The 15,481-nt window shown below is 70.3% G+C and carries 13 protein-coding genes; 10 read left to right on the forward strand and 3 right to left on the reverse strand.

The genetic code is table 11. The features are described from left to right. Positions 1 to 66 precede the first annotated feature (66 nt). The 4 genes from ACIBX3_RS30475 (at position 67) to ilvC (ending at position 6,149) form a co-directional block, all read left to right on the forward strand. The gene (locus tag ACIBX3_RS30475; RefSeq protein ID WP_397122917.1) at positions 67 to 2,682 is read left to right on the forward strand and encodes a putative bifunctional diguanylate cyclase/phosphodiesterase; all 2,616 of its coding nucleotides are present in this window, start codon (positions 67 to 69) and stop codon (positions 2,680 to 2,682) included. 203 nt (positions 2,683 to 2,885) lie between these two features. After that, complete coding sequence (locus tag ACIBX3_RS30480) at positions 2,886 to 4,625, forward strand: acetolactate synthase large subunit (protein ID WP_397122919.1); 1,740 nt, start codon at positions 2,886 to 2,888, stop codon at positions 4,623 to 4,625. Then, complete coding sequence (gene ilvN, locus ACIBX3_RS30485; RefSeq protein ID WP_397122921.1) at positions 4,618 to 5,142, forward strand: acetolactate synthase small subunit; 525 nt, start codon at positions 4,618 to 4,620, stop codon at positions 5,140 to 5,142. The genes ACIBX3_RS30480 and ilvN overlap by 8 nt, the downstream gene beginning before the upstream one ends. A 23-nt stretch (positions 5,143 to 5,165) precedes the next feature. Continuing rightward, on the forward strand, positions 5,166 to 6,149 hold the full coding sequence (ilvC, locus tag ACIBX3_RS30490) for a ketol-acid reductoisomerase (RefSeq protein WP_397123150.1): 984 nt from the start codon (positions 5,166 to 5,168) through the stop codon (positions 6,147 to 6,149). Positions 6,150 to 6,217: 68 nt separating this feature from the next. On the opposite strand, the gene ACIBX3_RS30495 is transcribed toward ilvC, so the two are convergent. After that, a complete protein-coding gene (locus ACIBX3_RS30495) occupies positions 6,218 to 7,624 on the reverse strand; it encodes an amidase (protein ID WP_397122923.1) in 1,407 nt (468 codons plus the stop codon). A gap of 144 nt (positions 7,625 to 7,768) precedes the next feature. Further along, positions 7,769 to 8,125 carry an ArsR/SmtB family transcription factor gene (locus ACIBX3_RS30500; RefSeq protein ID WP_397122925.1) on the reverse strand — a complete coding sequence of 119 codons (357 nt, stop codon included), beginning with the start codon at positions 8,123 to 8,125 and terminating at the stop codon, positions 7,769 to 7,771. A 45-nt stretch (positions 8,126 to 8,170) separates the two neighbouring features. On the opposite strand from ACIBX3_RS30500, the gene ACIBX3_RS30505 reads away from it, so the two are divergent. Further along, a complete protein-coding gene (locus ACIBX3_RS30505; protein ID WP_397122927.1) occupies positions 8,171 to 10,177 on the forward strand; it encodes a heavy metal translocating P-type ATPase in 2,007 nt (668 codons plus the stop codon). On the opposite strand, the gene ACIBX3_RS30510 is transcribed toward ACIBX3_RS30505, so the two are convergent. Further along, positions 10,170 to 10,805, reverse strand: coding sequence for a class F sortase (locus ACIBX3_RS30510; RefSeq protein WP_397122929.1), 636 nt, complete (start codon positions 10,803 to 10,805; stop codon positions 10,170 to 10,172). The two genes, ACIBX3_RS30505 and ACIBX3_RS30510, sit on opposite strands and share 8 nt — an antisense overlap. A gap of 256 nt (positions 10,806 to 11,061) precedes the next feature. On the opposite strand from ACIBX3_RS30510, the gene ACIBX3_RS30515 reads away from it, so the two are divergent. The 5 genes from ACIBX3_RS30515 (at position 11,062) to map (ending at position 15,323) form a co-directional block, all read left to right on the forward strand. Next, positions 11,062 to 12,105 (forward strand): glycosyltransferase, encoded by a 1,044-nt coding sequence (locus ACIBX3_RS30515; protein WP_397122931.1) that lies wholly within the window; start codon positions 11,062 to 11,064, stop codon positions 12,103 to 12,105. A 2-nt stretch (positions 12,106 to 12,107) separates the two neighbouring features. Beyond that, positions 12,108 to 12,269 carry a hypothetical protein gene (locus ACIBX3_RS30520; RefSeq protein WP_397122933.1) on the forward strand — a complete coding sequence of 54 codons (162 nt, stop codon included), beginning with the start codon at positions 12,108 to 12,110 and terminating at the stop codon, positions 12,267 to 12,269. Between the two features lie 257 nt (positions 12,270 to 12,526). After that, positions 12,527 to 13,477, forward strand: coding sequence for a hypothetical protein (locus tag ACIBX3_RS30525; protein ID WP_397122935.1), 951 nt, complete (start codon positions 12,527 to 12,529; stop codon positions 13,475 to 13,477). Positions 13,478 to 13,530: 53 nt separating this feature from the next. Next, positions 13,531 to 14,421 (forward strand): alpha/beta fold hydrolase, encoded by an 891-nt coding sequence (locus tag ACIBX3_RS30530; RefSeq protein ID WP_397122937.1) that lies wholly within the window; start codon positions 13,531 to 13,533, stop codon positions 14,419 to 14,421. Positions 14,422 to 14,555: 134 nt separating this feature from the next. Next, positions 14,556 to 15,323, forward strand: a complete 768-nt coding sequence (gene map / locus ACIBX3_RS30535; protein WP_397122939.1) for a type I methionyl aminopeptidase — start codon at positions 14,556 to 14,558, stop codon at positions 15,321 to 15,323. Positions 15,324 to 15,481: the final 158 nt, after the last annotated feature.

Consider the following 15,481-nt stretch of genomic DNA (forward strand, 5'->3'; position numbering starts at 1 on the left):
TGGCGACGTGGTCGCCGGACTTCGGCGGTCACAGGTGTAGAGCACGAGACGGGATGGGCAACGACTGTGATCCGCTGGCGTGATCCACGTGCGCCGCTGACCGCCGCGGTCGCGGCGGGCGTTGTGGCGTTCGCCGCCGCGTTCCTCAAGGACGGACAGGTCCTGATCGCCGGGGCGATCGCCGGAGGCCTCACGGCGCTGGCCGCCGCCGCCTCCTTGCTGGTCGCATCGATGAGGGCGGGCGGGCACCGCCCGACGGCGCTGGGGGCGCGCTGGATGGCGGGTGGCGTCGTCCTCTGGGGCGCCGGAGTGGCGCTGCGCCCCTTCGCCGAGAGCTTCGTGGCGAGCTTCGCCGACATGTTCGTGCTGCTCGGCACCGTGGTCACCGCGGGAGGGGCACTGATCGCCGCCGACCGCAGGCTCCCGGCCAGGGCGGTTTTGCGGCATATCACCGACGCCTACCTGTGTGCCGCGTCGCTGTTCCTGATCGGGTGGGTGGTGCAGCTGCGCCACGTCTACGACGCCGCGGCCGACCCGCCCGGTTTCACGCTGGTCATGCTGCCGCCGCTGGTCGCGCTGCTGATGACGTGCGCCGTGATCCCGTCCGTGCTGACCAGCAGGTCCTCGTCGTGGCTGCTGGGCCTGGCGGGCGTCGGGGTGCTGCTCACCATGACCGTCGCAGGACTGGCGGCCGCCGCGGCGCGCCTGGACGGCGGCGTGCCGCCGACCTGGACCGTCCTGCTGGCGCCGGTGGCGCTCCTGCTGCTCGCCGCCCTCCCATGGGGACTGCGCGCGGGGAAGTCGAGCCTGCCCGCCACGAGGAACGTCGTGGCGACGATCCCGCTGGCGCTGGTCGCCGTGGCGGCCTGCACGCTGCTGGCCCACCTGGCCGGCGGGAGGGCCGAGCCGCCCGTGACCGGTGTCGTGGCGGTCGCGGTGTCGGTGGTGCTGCTCCTGCTCGTCCGCCTGTTCGCGGCGTCGGCGACCAACGTGCGCCTGCGGGGCCTGGTACGGCTGGGCGAGCGCCAGCTCAGGGAGCTGGCCGAGAGCACGGGCGACGTGGTGTTCCTGTGCGACTACGAGGGTGTCGTACGCGAGATCGGCCCGGGGGTCGAGGTCACGTACGGCTACCGCCCCGGCGACCTCGTGGGCGGGTCGATCTTCGACTACCTCCATCCCGAGGACGTGCCCGGCATCCAGGTCGCGCTGCGTGCCATGCACCTCGACGAGGACACCGCCTCCCCGGGCGCCTGCCTGATCGCCTGCCGGGTGCGGGCGGCCGACGGCACCTGGCGGCCCACCGAGTCGGTCGCCACCCGCCACGCCGGCGGCGACGAGCTGATACTGGTCACGACCAGGGACATCAGCGACGAGGAGGCGCTGCGCAACCAGGTCGCCCACCTGACCTTCCACGACGGCGTCACCGGCCTGCCCAACCGCGCCTACTTCGAGGAGCGCACCCGCGAGGTGCTGTCCGGGCGCACGTCCGGCAACGTCGCGGTGATCTTCCTCGACCTCGACGGGTTCACCTCGGTGAACGACTCGGTCGGGCACGCCAGCGGCGACTACCTGCTCGGGCAGGCGGCCCGGCGGCTGCGCGGCGCCGTGCGCGCCGACGACACGCTGGCCCGGTGGGGCGGCGACGAGTTCGCGGTGCTGGTGGAGACGGGCGGCGAGGCGCAGGTCGCGGTCGACCTGGCCGAGCGGCTGGTCCGGGCGGTCTCGCAGGAGCCGTTCCGGGTGGCCGACCGTGACGTGGCGCTGACCGCGAGCGTGGGCGTGGCGTTCACCGAGGACGACATGCCGGCGGGCGATCTCATCCGTAACGCGGATGTGGCGATGGCGCGCTCCAAAGAGCTGGGCGGGCGGCGGGTGGAGGTGTTCGCCGCGCACATGCACGCCGATGTCGTACGCCGCCTGGAGCTGGCCGCGGACCTGCAGCGGGCGCTGATCGAGCAGCAGTTCGCGATCGAGTACCAACCCGTGGTCGACCTGGCCACATCGCGGGTGACCGCGGTGGAGGCGCTCGTACGGTGGTGGCGCGGGTCGGTGTTCGTGCCGCCCGAGCAGTTCCTGGGCCCGGCCGAGGACACCGGCCTGATCGTGCCGCTGAGCGAGTGGATCCTGCGCGAGGCGTGCCGCGAGGTCGCCGCCTGGCGGGCCTCCTCCTGGGAGATCGGGCTGTCGCTCAACCTGTCGGCTCGCCAGATCACCGCGCCCCGCTTCGTGGAGACGGTCGAGGAGGCGCTGGCCGAGAGCGGGTTGCCCGCCTCCGCGCTCACCCTCGAGGTGATCGAGGAGATGCTCGTCGAGGACGCCGAGGAGACGATCAGGCGGCTGTCGGAGCTGCGGGCCCTCGGGGTGCGCCTGGCCATCGACGACTTCGGCACCGGCTACGCGTCGCTGGCGTTCCTGAGACAACTGCCCGTCGACATGATCAAGATCGATCCGTCGTTCGTGGCGGGGCTGGGCAGGGACGACACGCTGACCCTGCTCACGCGGACGATCGTGCGGCTCGGGCACGACCTCGGGCTGACCGTGGTGGCCGAGGGCATCGAGCGTCCCGAGCAGCTGGAGCTGCTGCGGAAAATGGGCTGCACCAGAGGTCAGGGCTTCCTGGTCGCACGGCCCATGGCGGCGCGTGGCGTAGACTCACTGATGCGGACAAGTCTCACTGTTTGAGACTTGTGTCCACCAAGTTGACACCAGGGCGTTCGGAGCGGCTATCGTGGACGCCATGCTTCGCAGTGAGATTCTCGTAGTACTTCGCCGGCGCGCAGGCCGATAGCGAAGCACGACGACCTGCGCGCCGCCCCAGTCCCGCCGCCTGGTGGGCAGGGGCATTTTTTATGTCCTAAGCGAGTAGCCACGCAAGGAACGAGCCGATGACCGAACGCATGACAGGTGCACAGGCCCTGGTGAGGGCGCTGGAGCATGTGGGAGTCGACACCGTGTTCGGGATCCCGGGCGGCGCGATTCTCCCCGCCTACGATCCTCTCTACGACTCGACCAAGGTCAGGCACGTGCTCGTACGGCACGAGCAGGGCGCCGGTCACGCGGCCGAGGGCTACGCGCAGGCCACGGGCAAGGTGGGCGTGTGCATGGCGACCAGCGGCCCCGGCGCCACCAACCTGGTGACGCCGATCGCCGACGCCTACATGGACTCCGTTCCGATCGTGGCGATCACGGGACAGGTGGCCAGCAAGGCGATAGGCACGGACGCCTTCCAGGAGGCGGACATCTCGGGCATCACCATGCCGATCACGAAGCACAACTTCCTGGTCACGGATCCGTCGGACATCCCTCGTACGATCATGGAGGCCTTCCACATCGCCTCCACGGGGCGGCCCGGTCCGGTGCTGGTGGACATCTCCAAGGATGCGTTGCAGGCCGAGACCACGTTCTCGTGGCCGCCGACGATGCAGCTGCCGGGCTACCGCCCGGTGACGCGGCCGCACTCCAAGCAGATCCGGGAAGCGGCCAAGCTGATCGCCGAGTCCCGGCGGCCGGTCCTGTACGTCGGCGGCGGCGTGCACAAGGCCCGCGCCTCTTCCGAGCTGCTGCAGCTTGCCGAGCTGACCAACATCCCGGTCGTCACGACCCTGATGGCGAGGGGCACGTTCCCCGACAGCCATCCGCAGCACATGGGCATGCCCGGCATGCACGGCAGCGTGTCGGCCGTCGGCGCGCTGCAGCAGTCCGACCTGCTCATCGGCCTGGGCGTGCGCTTCGACGACCGGGTGACCGGCGACCTGAAGTCGTTCGCGCCGTTCGCGAAGATCGTGCACGCCGACATCGACCCGGCCGAGATCTCCAAGAACCGCCACGCCGACGTGCCCATCGTCGGCGACTGCAAGGAGGTCATCACGGACCTCATCGCCGCGATCCAGGCGTCCGGGCAGAAGGGCGACTACGCCGACTGGTGGACGGTGCTCAACGGATACAAGAAGACGTACCCGCTGGGTTACGAGGAGTTCGAGGACGGCTCGCTGGCCCCGCAGTACGTGATGGAGCGGCTGAGCGCGATCGCCGGTCCGGACACCTACTACGTGGCCGGCGTCGGGCAGCACCAGATGTGGGCCTCGCAGTTCATCGACTACGAGAACCCCGGCACGTTCATCAACTCCGGCGGCCTCGGCACGATGGGCTTCGCCGTCCCGGCCGCGATGGGCGCCAAGATGGGCGCCCCCGACGCGACGGTGTGGGCCATCGACGGCGACGGCTGCTTCCAGATGACCAACCAGGAGCTGGCCACCTGCGCGCTGGAGGGTGTGCCGATCAAGATCGCCGTCATCAACAACGGCAACCTCGGCATGGTCCGCCAATGGCAGACGCTCTTCTACGACCAGCGCTACTCCAACACGGACCTGCAGACGACGCGCCGGATCCCCGACTTCGTGAAGCTGGCCGAGGCCTATGGTTGTGTGGGTCTGCGGTGCGAGCGTCCCGAGGACGTGGACGCCGTCATCAAGAAGGCCATGGAGATCAACGACGTGCCCGTCGTGGTCGACTTCGTCGTCCACCAGGACGCGATGGTCTGGCCCATGGTCGCGGCGGGCACCAGCAACGACGACATCAAGATCGCCCGGGACATGGCGCCGAAGTGGGAGAACGAAGATGAGTAGGCACACGCTGTCCGTGCTTGTCGAGAACAAGCCGGGCGTGCTGGCGCGCGTGTCCGCGTTGTTCAGCCGGCGGGGATTCAACATCGACTCGCTGGCCGTCGGGCCGACCGAACACGACGACATCTCCCGCATCACGATCGTGGTGAACGTCGAGGAGCTGCCCCTCGAACAGGTCACCAAGCAGCTCAACAAGCTGGTGAACGTCCTGAAGATCGTCGAGCTCGACCCGTCGCAGTCCGTGCAGCGCGAGCTGATGTTGATCAAGGTCAAGGCCGACGCCGAGAACCGGTCGCACGTGCTGGAGCTCGTCCAGCTCTTCCGCGCCCGCTGCGTCGACGTGGCGGCCGACGCCGTGACCATCGAGGTCACCGGCACTCCTGACAAGCTCGAGGCGTTCATCAAGGTCCTCGAGCCGTTCGGTATCAAAGAACTCGTCCAATCGGGCATGGTGGCCATCGGCCGCGGCGCCCGTTCCATTACTGACCGGTCCCTCAGGGCACTGGACCGTACCGCCTGAAAGGTTTGAAGCAAGTGACCGAGATCTACTACGACGACCAGGCTGACCTGTCGATCATTCAGGGACGCCACGTGGCCGTGCTGGGGTACGGCAGCCAGGGCCACGCCCACGCGCTCTCTCTGCGTGACTCCGGCGTGGACGTGCGCGTCGGCCTGCCGGAGGGCTCCAAGAGCCGGGAGAAGGCGGAGAACGACGGGCTGCGGGTCGTCACGCCGTCGGAGGCCGTCGAGGAGGCCAACCTCACGATGATCCTCGCGCCGGACCACATCCAGCGCCACCTGTACGCCGACCATGTCGCCCCCAACCTCGTCGAGGGCGACGCCCTGTTCTTCGGCCACGGCCTGAACATCCGCTACGGCCTCATCGAGGCGCCCGAGGGCGTCGACGTGTGCATGGTGGCCCCCAAGGGCCCGGGCCACCTCGTCCGCCGCCAGTTCGAGGCCGGGCGCGGCGTGCCGTGCCTCGTGGCCGTCGAGAAGGACGCCTCCGGCAAGGCGCTGGACCTGGCGCTGTCGTACGCCAAGGGCATCGGCGGCACCCGCGCCGGCGCGCTGCGCACCACGTTCAAGGAGGAGACGGAGACCGACCTGTTCGGTGAGCAGGCCGTGCTGTGCGGCGGCGTGTCCGAGCTCATCAAGGCCGGCTTCGACACGCTGATCGAGGCCGGCTACCAGCCGGAGGTCGCGTACTTCGAGTGCCTGCACGAGATGAAGCTCATCGTCGACCTGATGTACGAGGGCGGCATCTCCAAGATGTACTGGTCGGTCTCCGACACGGCCGAGTACGGCGGCTACACCCGTGGCCCGCGCGTCATCACGGAGGAGACCCGTCAGGAGATGCGCCGCATCCTGGGCGAGATCCAGGACGGGGCGTTCGCGCGGGAGCTGGTCAAGGAGTTCGACAGCGGCCAGAAGAAGTTCGGTCAATACCGCGAGGAGCTGGCCGAGGACGCGATCGAGAAGACGGGCGCCAAGCTGCGTCCGATGATGAGCTGGCTCAAGGCCTAGGCTCACCGGGGTTCGCACGGGTGGGAGCGCCGGCGGCGCTCCCACGCGTGCGCGCTCGCCGCCTCCTCCTAGCGCGGGTCGAGCGGGGTGAGCGGCGTGACCCTCGCCTCGATGGCGGCGGCCGCGTCGAGGCACAGGTCCTCACGGAAACGCGGCCCGATGATCTGTACGCCCTGGGGCAGCCCGTCCGCCTCGCCGATCGGCACCGCCACCGCGGGCAGCCCTAGCAGGTTGACGGCCACGGCCATCCGGATGGCCGCCGGCCAGCTCGCCAGCCAGCCGGCGTCGAGGTCGGATCCGACCGGGAACGCCGGGCCGGTGCAGATCGGCGCGAGAACGAGCGGTGTCTCGCTCATCCACAAGATCCACGCTCGCGCTATCTCCGCGCGCTCCATCATGGGATCGAACGTGGATCTGCCCGCCGCCCGCGTCCAGTGCGGCTCGAACTCCGCCCAGAAGCGTACGAACCCGGCAGAGGCCACCAGCTCGACCGGGGGCTGTTCATCGTGAACCCGGCCATAGGCGGACATGATCTGGTGGTAAATCTCCCCGGCCCGGGTCAGGGCAGGCGCGGGGCGTTCTTCGACGACGTAGCTGGCGTCGGTGAGCCGGTCCGCCGCCTGGCGCAACGCCTCCGCGAGTCCGGGGTGCAGGTCCGGCCCGTCCGGGTCGGTCGCGAGGCAGACCCGGACGGGATGACCCACCGGCGGGCCTTCGAGGGGCGCAGGCGCGTACCACGGGTCCCCGCCGGCGTCCCCGCACATGGACGCGAGGGCGAGCCGTAGATCCTCCACCTTCCGCGCGATCGGCCCGTGCACGGCCATCAGCTGGAACGCGAACGGCGTCGGCTGCCGTGCCCTGTCCCGGCCGACCTGCGGCACGCGGCCCAGGGACGGCCTCAGCGCGGTGACGCCGCAGCACTGGGCCGGCCAGCGCAGCGAGCCGCCCCCGTCGTTGCCGATGCCCAGCGGCGCCATGCCGGTCGCCACGGCCACGGCGTCTCCTCCGCTGGAGGCGCCGGGGGTGTGGGCGGCCGACCACGGATTGCGGGTGGCGCCGCGCAGGTCGTTGTCCGTGTGCCAGCGCATGCCGAACTCCGGCATGTTCGTCCGGCCGATCGGAATGGCGCCGGCCGCGCGTAACTGGGCGATGTGCGGCGCGTCCCCGGCGGCGATCGCGTCGCGGAGCGGGACGATTCCGAACGTCGTGGCCGAGCCGGCGACGTCGACGTTCTCCTTCACGGTCATGGGGACACCGCAGAGCGGTCCTGTCTCCGCTCCTGACCGCAGGGCCCGGTCCGCGGCGTCGGCGGCGCGGACCGCCTCCTCCGCCAGGACGACGGTGACCGCGTTCACCTGTGGGTTGACCTCGTCGATGCGCCGCAGGCAGGCCTCGACCACCTCGCGGCTCGACACTTCGCGAGCCCGGACCCGCCGGGCCAGCTCCGTGGCCGACATTTCCCAGAATTCCGACATGACATCTCCCTCGCAATCGTCGCGAGGAATCTAGGGCGTGCCGTCCGGAGATTGCAGTCTTGTCTTTCCCGGCGGGTTCAGCCGCCCGGTCGTGCGTGTGCGAGGCGGGTGCGGATGTCGATGATCGCCGCCCTCGCCCGCGCGTCAGGAGACGTGCCGGCCGGCGGGCGAGGGCTGGTCGTCGCGGTCGATGTGGTCGGCGTGGAAGAGGCCCTCGGTCAGGAGGCGGCGTACGTGCTCGTCCGCCGCGCTGTAGTACACGAACGTGCCCTCGCGGCGACCCTTGACCAGCCCCGCCAGCCGCAGTTTGGCCAGGTGCTGGCTGACGGCGGTGGGGGCGGCGTCGGCGAGCTCGGCGAGGCACGCGACGGACGACTCGCCCTGAAGCAGAGCCCACAGGATCTTGATGCGCGTGGGGTCGGACAGCAGCCGGAACGACTCTGCCGCCAGGTGCACCTGTTCCTCGTTCGGCATGTCGAAGTCGGGCAGCGACGTGTGCATGCCGCCAGCATAGCGCCCAGCCTCGCTACTTGCGTGCCTGCATTTATGCGCATATACGATGCTACGGTGACTACAGAGCTGAGAGAACCGCGCGCCGTCGTCGTGCCGCCGTCCAGGACCGCGGCGTGGTGGCGGACCGGGGCCGGGTCGTTGCCCGAGGTCCGCTGGGCCGCCGCCGCCACCGCGCTGTTCGCCGCCGGTGGCGTCGCGCAGCTGGCCGGGGCGCCGTCATGGTCCTGGTGGGGCCTCTATCTGGCCTGCTACGCCGCCGGCGGATGGGAGCCCGGGCTGGCCGGATTGCGGGCGTTGCGGGACAGGACGCTGGACGTCGATCTGCTGATGGTGGTCGCGGCGATCGGGGCCGCCGCGATCGGGCAGGTCTTCGACGGCGCGCTGCTCATCGTGATCTTCGCCACCTCGGGCGCGCTGGAGGCCGTCGCGACCAAGCGCACCGAGGACTCCGTACGCGGCCTGCTGGACCTGGCCCCCGAGCAGGCCACCCGCCTGACCGAGACAGGCGATGAGGAGATCGTCCACACCGCCGGCCTGGAGGTCGGCGAGATCATCCTGGTCCGGCCGGGGGAGCGGATCGGCGCCGACGGCGAGGTCGTGGCCGGGACCAGCGACGTCGACCAGGCCACCATCACCGGCGAGAGCCTGCCCGTGGACAAGGGCCCGGGTGACGAGGTGTTCGCCGGCACCGGCAATGGCGTCGGCGTCCTGCGCGTGCGGGTCACCCGTCCGGCGGCCGGGACGGTGATCGCGCGGATCGTGGCCATGGTGGAGCAGGCGGCCGCCACGAAGGCGGGCACCCAGCTGTTCATCGAGAAGGTCGAGCAGCGCTACTCCGTCGCCATGGTGACCGCGACGCTCGCCCTGTTCGCGCTGCCGCTGTTGTGGGGTGTGCCGGCGCAGGACAGCCTGCTGCGGGCGATGACGTTCATGATCGTGGCGTCGCCGTGCGCCATCGTGCTGGCCACCATGCCGCCGCTGCTGGCCGCCATCGCCACCGCCGGGCGGAACGGCGTGCTGGTCAAGTCCGCCGTGGTGATGGAGCGGCTCGCCGCCGTCGATCAGGTCGCCTTCGACAAGACCGGCACGCTGACCGAGGGACGGCCGAACGTGGCCGGGGTCCACGTCCTGCCGGCAGGGGAGGACGGCGCGGACCGGCTCCCGGGTTCGGAGGAGGGCGTGGACCGATTCCTGGGGTTGGCCGCCGCGGCCGAGGAAGGGTCGGAGCATCCGCTGGGCCGCGCCGTCGTCCGGGCCGCCCGCGAGCGGGGGCTGGCCTGGTCCGGGGCGGAGTGGTTCGAGGCGGTGCCCGGGGCCGGCGTGCGGGCGCGGGTCGGGGGGCGGCTGGTCGAGATCGGCAGCCCCGCCGCGTACCCGACGCACGACGACAAGGTGGCCGAGCTGGAGCGTGGCGGGCACACCGCGGTGGTGATGCGAGTGGACGGCGTGCCCGTCGCCGTGCTGGCCCTGGCCGATCGCACCCGGCCGGGCACCGCCGGCGCCGTCGCCCGCCTGAAGGCCGTGACCGGGACCCAGCCGGTGCTGCTGACCGGCGACAACCCGCGAGCGGCCGGCCGGGTCGCCGCCGAGGTCGGCATCGCCGACGTGCGTGCCGGGCTGCTGCCTGAGCACAAGGTGGCGGCGGTACGCGAGCTGCAGGCGCGGGGCGCGCGGGTGGCGCTGGTCGGCGACGGGATCAACGACGCCCCGGCGCTGGCGGCGGCCCACACGGGCATCGCGATGGGCCGTGCCGGCTCCGATCTGGCCCTGGACACGGCCGACGCGGTCATCACCCGGGACGAGCCGGCCGCCGTGCCGGCTGTGATCTCCCTGGCCCGGCGCGCCCGCCGCCTGGTCGTGGCCAACCTCGTCATCGCCGGGTCCTTCATCGCCGTGCTGGTGGCCTGGGACCTGTTCGGCGAGCTGCCGCTGCCGCTCGGCGTGGCCGGGCACGAGGGCTCCACCGTCATCGTCGGGCTCAACGGCCTGCGCCTGCTCCGCGACGCCGCCTGGCGCCGCGCCGCGGCGGGTCTCAGGTGATCGAGACGAGGTGGCCGTAGGCGATGGTGTTGTCGAGGTAGTGGCCGCTCGATCGGTCGAAGTCGCCGCCGCAGGTGATCAGGCGGATGGCCGGGTACGAGACGTCGCCGTAGACCCGCAGCGTGGGGAAGGCGTCCTTGCGTACCGACTCGAGCGCGTCGAGCCGGTAGGTGGCGATCTTGCCGTCGGCGCGCGTCACCCGTACGCGGTCGCCCGGGCGCAGCTCGCCCAGCCGGGAGAACACCGCCGGGCCGGCGGCGGTGTCCACATGGCCGACGATCACGGTGGGGCCGGCGGTTCCGGGGGCCGCGCCCCGCTCGTACCAGCCCGTCTGATCCGCCTTCGACAGGGGCGGGACCTCCAACGTGCCGTCGGGGTTGAGGCCCAGCCTCATGACCTTCGCGCGTACGCCGATCTCCGGGATGTCCACCCGGACCGGCGGCGAGGCCGGGACCCGCGGAGTCATGACCGCCGGAACGGGGGCGGCGCCGGTGGGAGCGGGGCCGGTGGGAGCGGGGACGGTGGGTGCGGCGGGCCGGGGCCACGACATCGCGATCAGTGCGGCGGCGCCGAGCGCGGCGGCGAGTGCGGGGAGTACGAAGCCGCGGCGAACGCCAAATTGGGACAAAAGGGCACCTAGATCAATAAAGGGGAGTCTGTGTGAAATAGGATAGCTTGAGGGGTAAAAATAGAGCAAAGAGTGAGATAGGCTCTCATTGCTAGCTGACCTGGGCGTTTGTTCCATCAGGCGATAGCTCCCTTTTCACCACAAGCCGCCTGAAAGCGAACACGTGACCTCCCCTCAGCGGGCCGTCGCGCGACCGCGACCGACGTCGCACCGTTACGACGGCAAGACAAGCTTGCCCTGGACGCCGATCGACCGGATGCGCGTCACCGCACTGATCCCCGCCCACAACGAGGCCGGACAGATCGCCGAGAGCATCGACTCCCTGCGCTTCCAGACCCGGCGTCCGGATCGCGTCATCGTGATCGCCGACAACTGCTCCGACGCCACCGCCCGCATCGCCCGCGGCCTCGGCGTCGAGGTGTACGAGACCGCGGGGAACGTGCACAAGAAGGCTGGCGCGCTCAACCAGGTCCTCGACCGGCTGCTGTACTTCCTCGGCGCCGACGACGCGATCCTCGTCATGGACGCCGACTCGGCCCTGGACCGGGGCTTCGTCCAGGCCGCGGTCGAATACCTGTGCAGCGGCCGCTACGCCGCCGTCGGCGGCACCTTCACCGGCAAGGACGGCGGCGGGTTCGTCGGCATGTTGCAGCGCAACGAGTACGTCCGCTACGCCCGCGACGTCCGCCGGCTCAACGGCAAGGCGCTGGTGCTGACCGGAACCGCCACCCTCTTCCGCGCGCTCACGCTGCAGCAGGTCGTCACCGCGCGCCGGGCCGGCCGCCTGCCAGGCGCCGGCCACGTGTACGACGTGCGCGTCCTCACCGAGGACAACGAGCTGACCCTCGCCATCCTGCACCTGGGCCTGCGCATCCTGGCGCCCCGGGAGTGCACGCTGACCACCGAGGTCATGCCCACCTGGCGCGAGCTCTTCCGTCAGCGGCTGCGCTGGAAGCGCGGCGCGCTGGAGAACCTGACCGACTACGGCTTCACGAAAGTGACCCGCGCCTACTGGGGGCGGCAGCTGCTCTCGCTCGTCGGCATCGTCGTCATCTTCCTCTACCTGGGGACCCTCGTCTGGTCCGTCGCGGTGATCGGAGACATGCGGATCCAGCCCGTCTGGGCCGCCATCACCGCGATCTTCATGGTCGAACGCGTCGTGACCGTACGCGCCCGCGGTCCGCGGCAGATGCTCCTCGCCGGGCTGCTGCTCGTGGAGATGGTCTTCGACGTGTTCCTGCAGATCGTCCAGGCGAAGGCCTTCTGGGAGGCGGCCTGGCACAGAGAAAGGAAATGGTGACTATGTACAACAATTTGCCGATCGGGGGCGTGGCGGCCGGCTTCGGCGGTCTCGTGTCCGCTCCGTTCGCCGGCTTCAACGCGGTCTGGATCGGGCTGGCGATCTTCACTGTCGTCTCCGCGGGCCTGGCCGTCAAGCGGGTCCTCCCCAAGCGCGGGTCCTGAGCTCTCCGAGCGCCCCTCCCATCGAGGGGCGCTCGCCGCCGCGCACAACGGGTCGAGTCAGATCCGGACCGGGACGAGCCGCACCTTCCGGGCCTCGTTCCGCGATGGGGGCCCGCAGCACCAGTGGGACTGGAGTGTCGCATGGGAAGGACCTATTGATCCTGGAATCTCCTGACGGTTCATCTCGGAATCCCTTGACTGACGATCTTAGATGCACAAGATTGATCGCATCTCTCTGGAACGTCCCAAGGAACCCTATGAAGCGAACCATCGTCGGCTTCGCCGTGGTCGCGGGTCTGGCGCAGCTCGCCGCCTCCCCCGCGCAGGCGACGCCCAACGACCCTGACAAGGCGGTCGGGGCCGAGTTAGTGGAACGAAGCCTCATCCTCGCCAGTTCGATGCAGGCCGCCAATCCCGCGCGCACGACATTCAAGATCGACCCGGTCAAGGCACTCACGGCCGGCCTGGAGCGTGGCAAGGGCGTCAACGTCCAGGCCACGGCCAAGGTGACGTACTCAAGCGGCATGTACGCCACCTCCAGCCTCGATGGGACGATCGAGTTCGACGCCCGTGGCGCGGCCGCCTCCGACGTGGCCCACAACCTGCGCTACAGCAAGGACCTGCTCAGCCGGATGATGCAGGCGGATCCTGCGGAGACCGAGATCCTGCAGCGGTCGTCCATCAGGATGGTCTCGTCCGGGGACGTCTCCTACGTCTCCGGCCCGGTGGTCGCCGAGGCCCAGCCCCTGGTCCTCGGGGCGCCCGGAGCCGCTACCTGGGTCCGTTACCGTGGGACGGACGTGCCGTCCGGCAATCTGCTGCTCGACGTCCTGGAGCCCGCCACGCTCGAGACGCTCCTCGCCCACCGCACCTCCGTGCGCGACGGGGTGGTGAAGGGGACGATCAAGACCATCAAGCTCGCCGCGGTGTCCTCCTCGTACGCCGAGCGCTACGGCTCCGGCGCCAAGAAGGGCCGCGCCGGCAAGATCTCCTACACGCTCTGGATCGGTCCGGACGGCCTGGTCGAGCGGCTGTCCGCCAAGGGCGCCCTGCCCTCCGGCAAGGGCTCGGTCCAGGTCGAGTCGGACACCCGCTACACCGACTGGGGCCGCCAGGTCGCCGTTCTCCCGCCCATGGAGGGGGACGTCAGCGACAAGGAGCAGGTCGAGAAGTACGTGCCGGACGAGGTCCCGGGGATCTGGAGCTAGATAGTCAGCGCCCGCCGCATGTGACTCCATCGCGGCGGGCAGGTACGTTCCACATGACTGAAACCACAGCGCTCGCTCCTGTGGCGCACCGCACGATCGACGTCGACGGAATCCGGACTTTCTACCGTGAAGCAGGGCCTGCGGACGCGCCGGTCTTCCTCCTGCCGCACGGCTACCCCTGCTCCTCGTACGAATTCCGCAACCTCATGCCCGCCCTCGGCGACCGATGGCGGCTGATCGCGCCCGACCTGCCCGGCTTCGGCTACAGCGGCACGCCCGACCGCACCGCCTTCTCCTACACCTTCGACGGCTACGCCGGCTTCCTGGAACGTTTCACACACACGCTGGGGCTGTCGCGGTACGCCGTCTACCTGCACGACTACGGCTCCCAGTTCGGCCTGCGGCTGGCCATGCGCGCCCCCGAACGGGTCACCGCGCTCGTCATCCAGAACGGTGACATCTACGAGGACGAACTCGGCCCCAAATACGCCTGGCTCAAGGAGTTCTGGGCGGACCCGACGGACGAGGGCCGGGCGAAGCTCGCCGCGAACGTCACCGAGGAGGGCTTCCGCGACGAGTTCGCCGGTGACCTGCCCGCCCATCTGGCCGCCCGGGTGAGCCCGGACCTGTGGAAGCTGCACTGGGCCTTGATGAACACCCCGCAGCACCGTGAGAACGTCGCAGGGCTGTTCGAGGATCAGGCGACGACGCTCGAATGGTTCCCGAAGGAGCAGGCGTACCTGCGCGAGCACCGGCCGCCCACGTTGATCGTCTGGGGGCCGCACGACGGCTACATGCCCGCGGCATCCGCCCGGGCCTACCTCCGCGACCTGCCGGACGCCGAGCTGCACCTGCTCGACGCCGGCCACTGGGCGCTGGAGACCAGCCTCGGTGAGATCGTCCCGCTCATCCGGGACTTCCTGGACCGCGCCGTCCGGACGTGACGTTCCGCTGCCGTGGCCCGCCGCGGCTGCCAGGTCATGAGCCGCCGGGCTGACCGCTGCCACCCCTCCTCGGATCGCCATGATCCGTGATAATAATACCGGTATAGTTATCGGCAGCCGGGCGAGGAGGGGCCATGATCGAGCTGAAGACCACCGGGGAGATCGACGCGATGCGGGAGGCGGGCAGGGTGGTCGCCGCCGTCCACGCCGCGGTGCGGGAGCGGGCCGCCGTCGGGGTGTCGCTCAAGCAGCTCGACGAGGTGGCGCGGACCGTCATCGCGGAGGCGCGGGCGGGGGCGTCGTTCCTGGGCTACCACCCGTCGTTCGGCGCCACGCCGTACCCGGGCGTGATCTGCACCTCCGTGAACGGGGTCATGCTGCACGGCCTCCCGACGCCGTACCGGCTGCGGGACGGCGACCTGCTCAGCGTGGACTGTGCCGCGTACATCGAGGGCTGGCACGCCGACGGCACGGTGAGCTTCACGGTCGGCGAGCCGCGGGCGGAGGACCTGAAACTGATCAGGGTGGCCGAGGAGACGCTCGCGGCCGGGATCGAGGCGGCCGTGCCGGGCGGCAGGATGGGCGACATCGGCCACGCCATGTCCATGGTCGGCCGCGGCGCCGGCTATGGCATCCAGAACGACTTCGCCGGCCACGGCATCGGGCGGGCCATGCACGAGTCGCCGTTCGTCCCCAACGAGGCCCGCCGGGGCCGCGGCCTGCGCCTGCGACCCGGCCTGGTGATCGCGATCGAGCCGAGCCTGATGGCGGGGGGCGGCGACGACTATGTCATGGCCGAGGACGGATGGTCGGTGTGCTCCGCGGACGGCAGCAGGAGCGTGCACGTGGAGCACACGGTGGCGGTCACCGACGACGGTCCGGTGATCTTGACCCTGCCCTGAGCGATCCGGGTCGTCCGGAGGTCATGAAAGTTGCCGGACATTCCCCGGCCGAGCACACCGGTGCGTCAAGGGGAGTGATCTTCGGCACCTCTTACCCCAGGTTAGGCATTTTTGCAGGTCAAGAGCTAAATCGTGGGAGTTTGTTGAAAGAAGGCATA

It is taken from the genome of Nonomuraea sp. NPDC049480 (genome assembly GCF_044465905.1).
Taxonomy (GTDB): domain Bacteria; phylum Actinomycetota; class Actinomycetes; order Streptosporangiales; family Streptosporangiaceae; genus Nonomuraea.

What these genes read in the sequence shown, in the direction of transcription:
- ACIBX3_RS30480 (WP_397122919.1), top strand. Translation starts at nt 2,886, where the DNA reads ATGACCGAACGCATGACAGGTGCACAGGCCCTGGTGAGGGCGCTGGAG.
- ilvN (WP_397122921.1), top strand. Translation starts at nt 4,618, where the DNA reads ATGAGTAGGCACACGCTGTCCGTGCTTGTCGAGAACAAGCCGGGCGTG.
- ACIBX3_RS30495 (WP_397122923.1), bottom strand. Translation starts at nt 7,624, where the DNA reads ATGTCGGAATTCTGGGAAATGTCGGCCACGGAGCTGGCCCGGCGGGTC.
- ACIBX3_RS30500 (WP_397122925.1), bottom strand. Translation starts at nt 8,125, where the DNA reads ATGCACACGTCGCTGCCCGACTTCGACATGCCGAACGAGGAACAGGTG.
- ACIBX3_RS30505 (WP_397122927.1), top strand. Translation starts at nt 8,171, where the DNA reads ATGCGCATATACGATGCTACGGTGACTACAGAGCTGAGAGAACCGCGC.
- ACIBX3_RS30515 (WP_397122931.1), top strand. Translation starts at nt 11,062, where the DNA reads ATGCGCGTCACCGCACTGATCCCCGCCCACAACGAGGCCGGACAGATC.
- ACIBX3_RS30520 (WP_397122933.1), top strand. Translation starts at nt 12,108, where the DNA reads ATGTACAACAATTTGCCGATCGGGGGCGTGGCGGCCGGCTTCGGCGGT.
- ACIBX3_RS30525 (WP_397122935.1), top strand. Translation starts at nt 12,527, where the DNA reads ATGAAGCGAACCATCGTCGGCTTCGCCGTGGTCGCGGGTCTGGCGCAG.
- ACIBX3_RS30530 (WP_397122937.1), top strand. Translation starts at nt 13,531, where the DNA reads ATGACTGAAACCACAGCGCTCGCTCCTGTGGCGCACCGCACGATCGAC.
- map (WP_397122939.1), top strand. Translation starts at nt 14,556, where the DNA reads ATGATCGAGCTGAAGACCACCGGGGAGATCGACGCGATGCGGGAGGCG.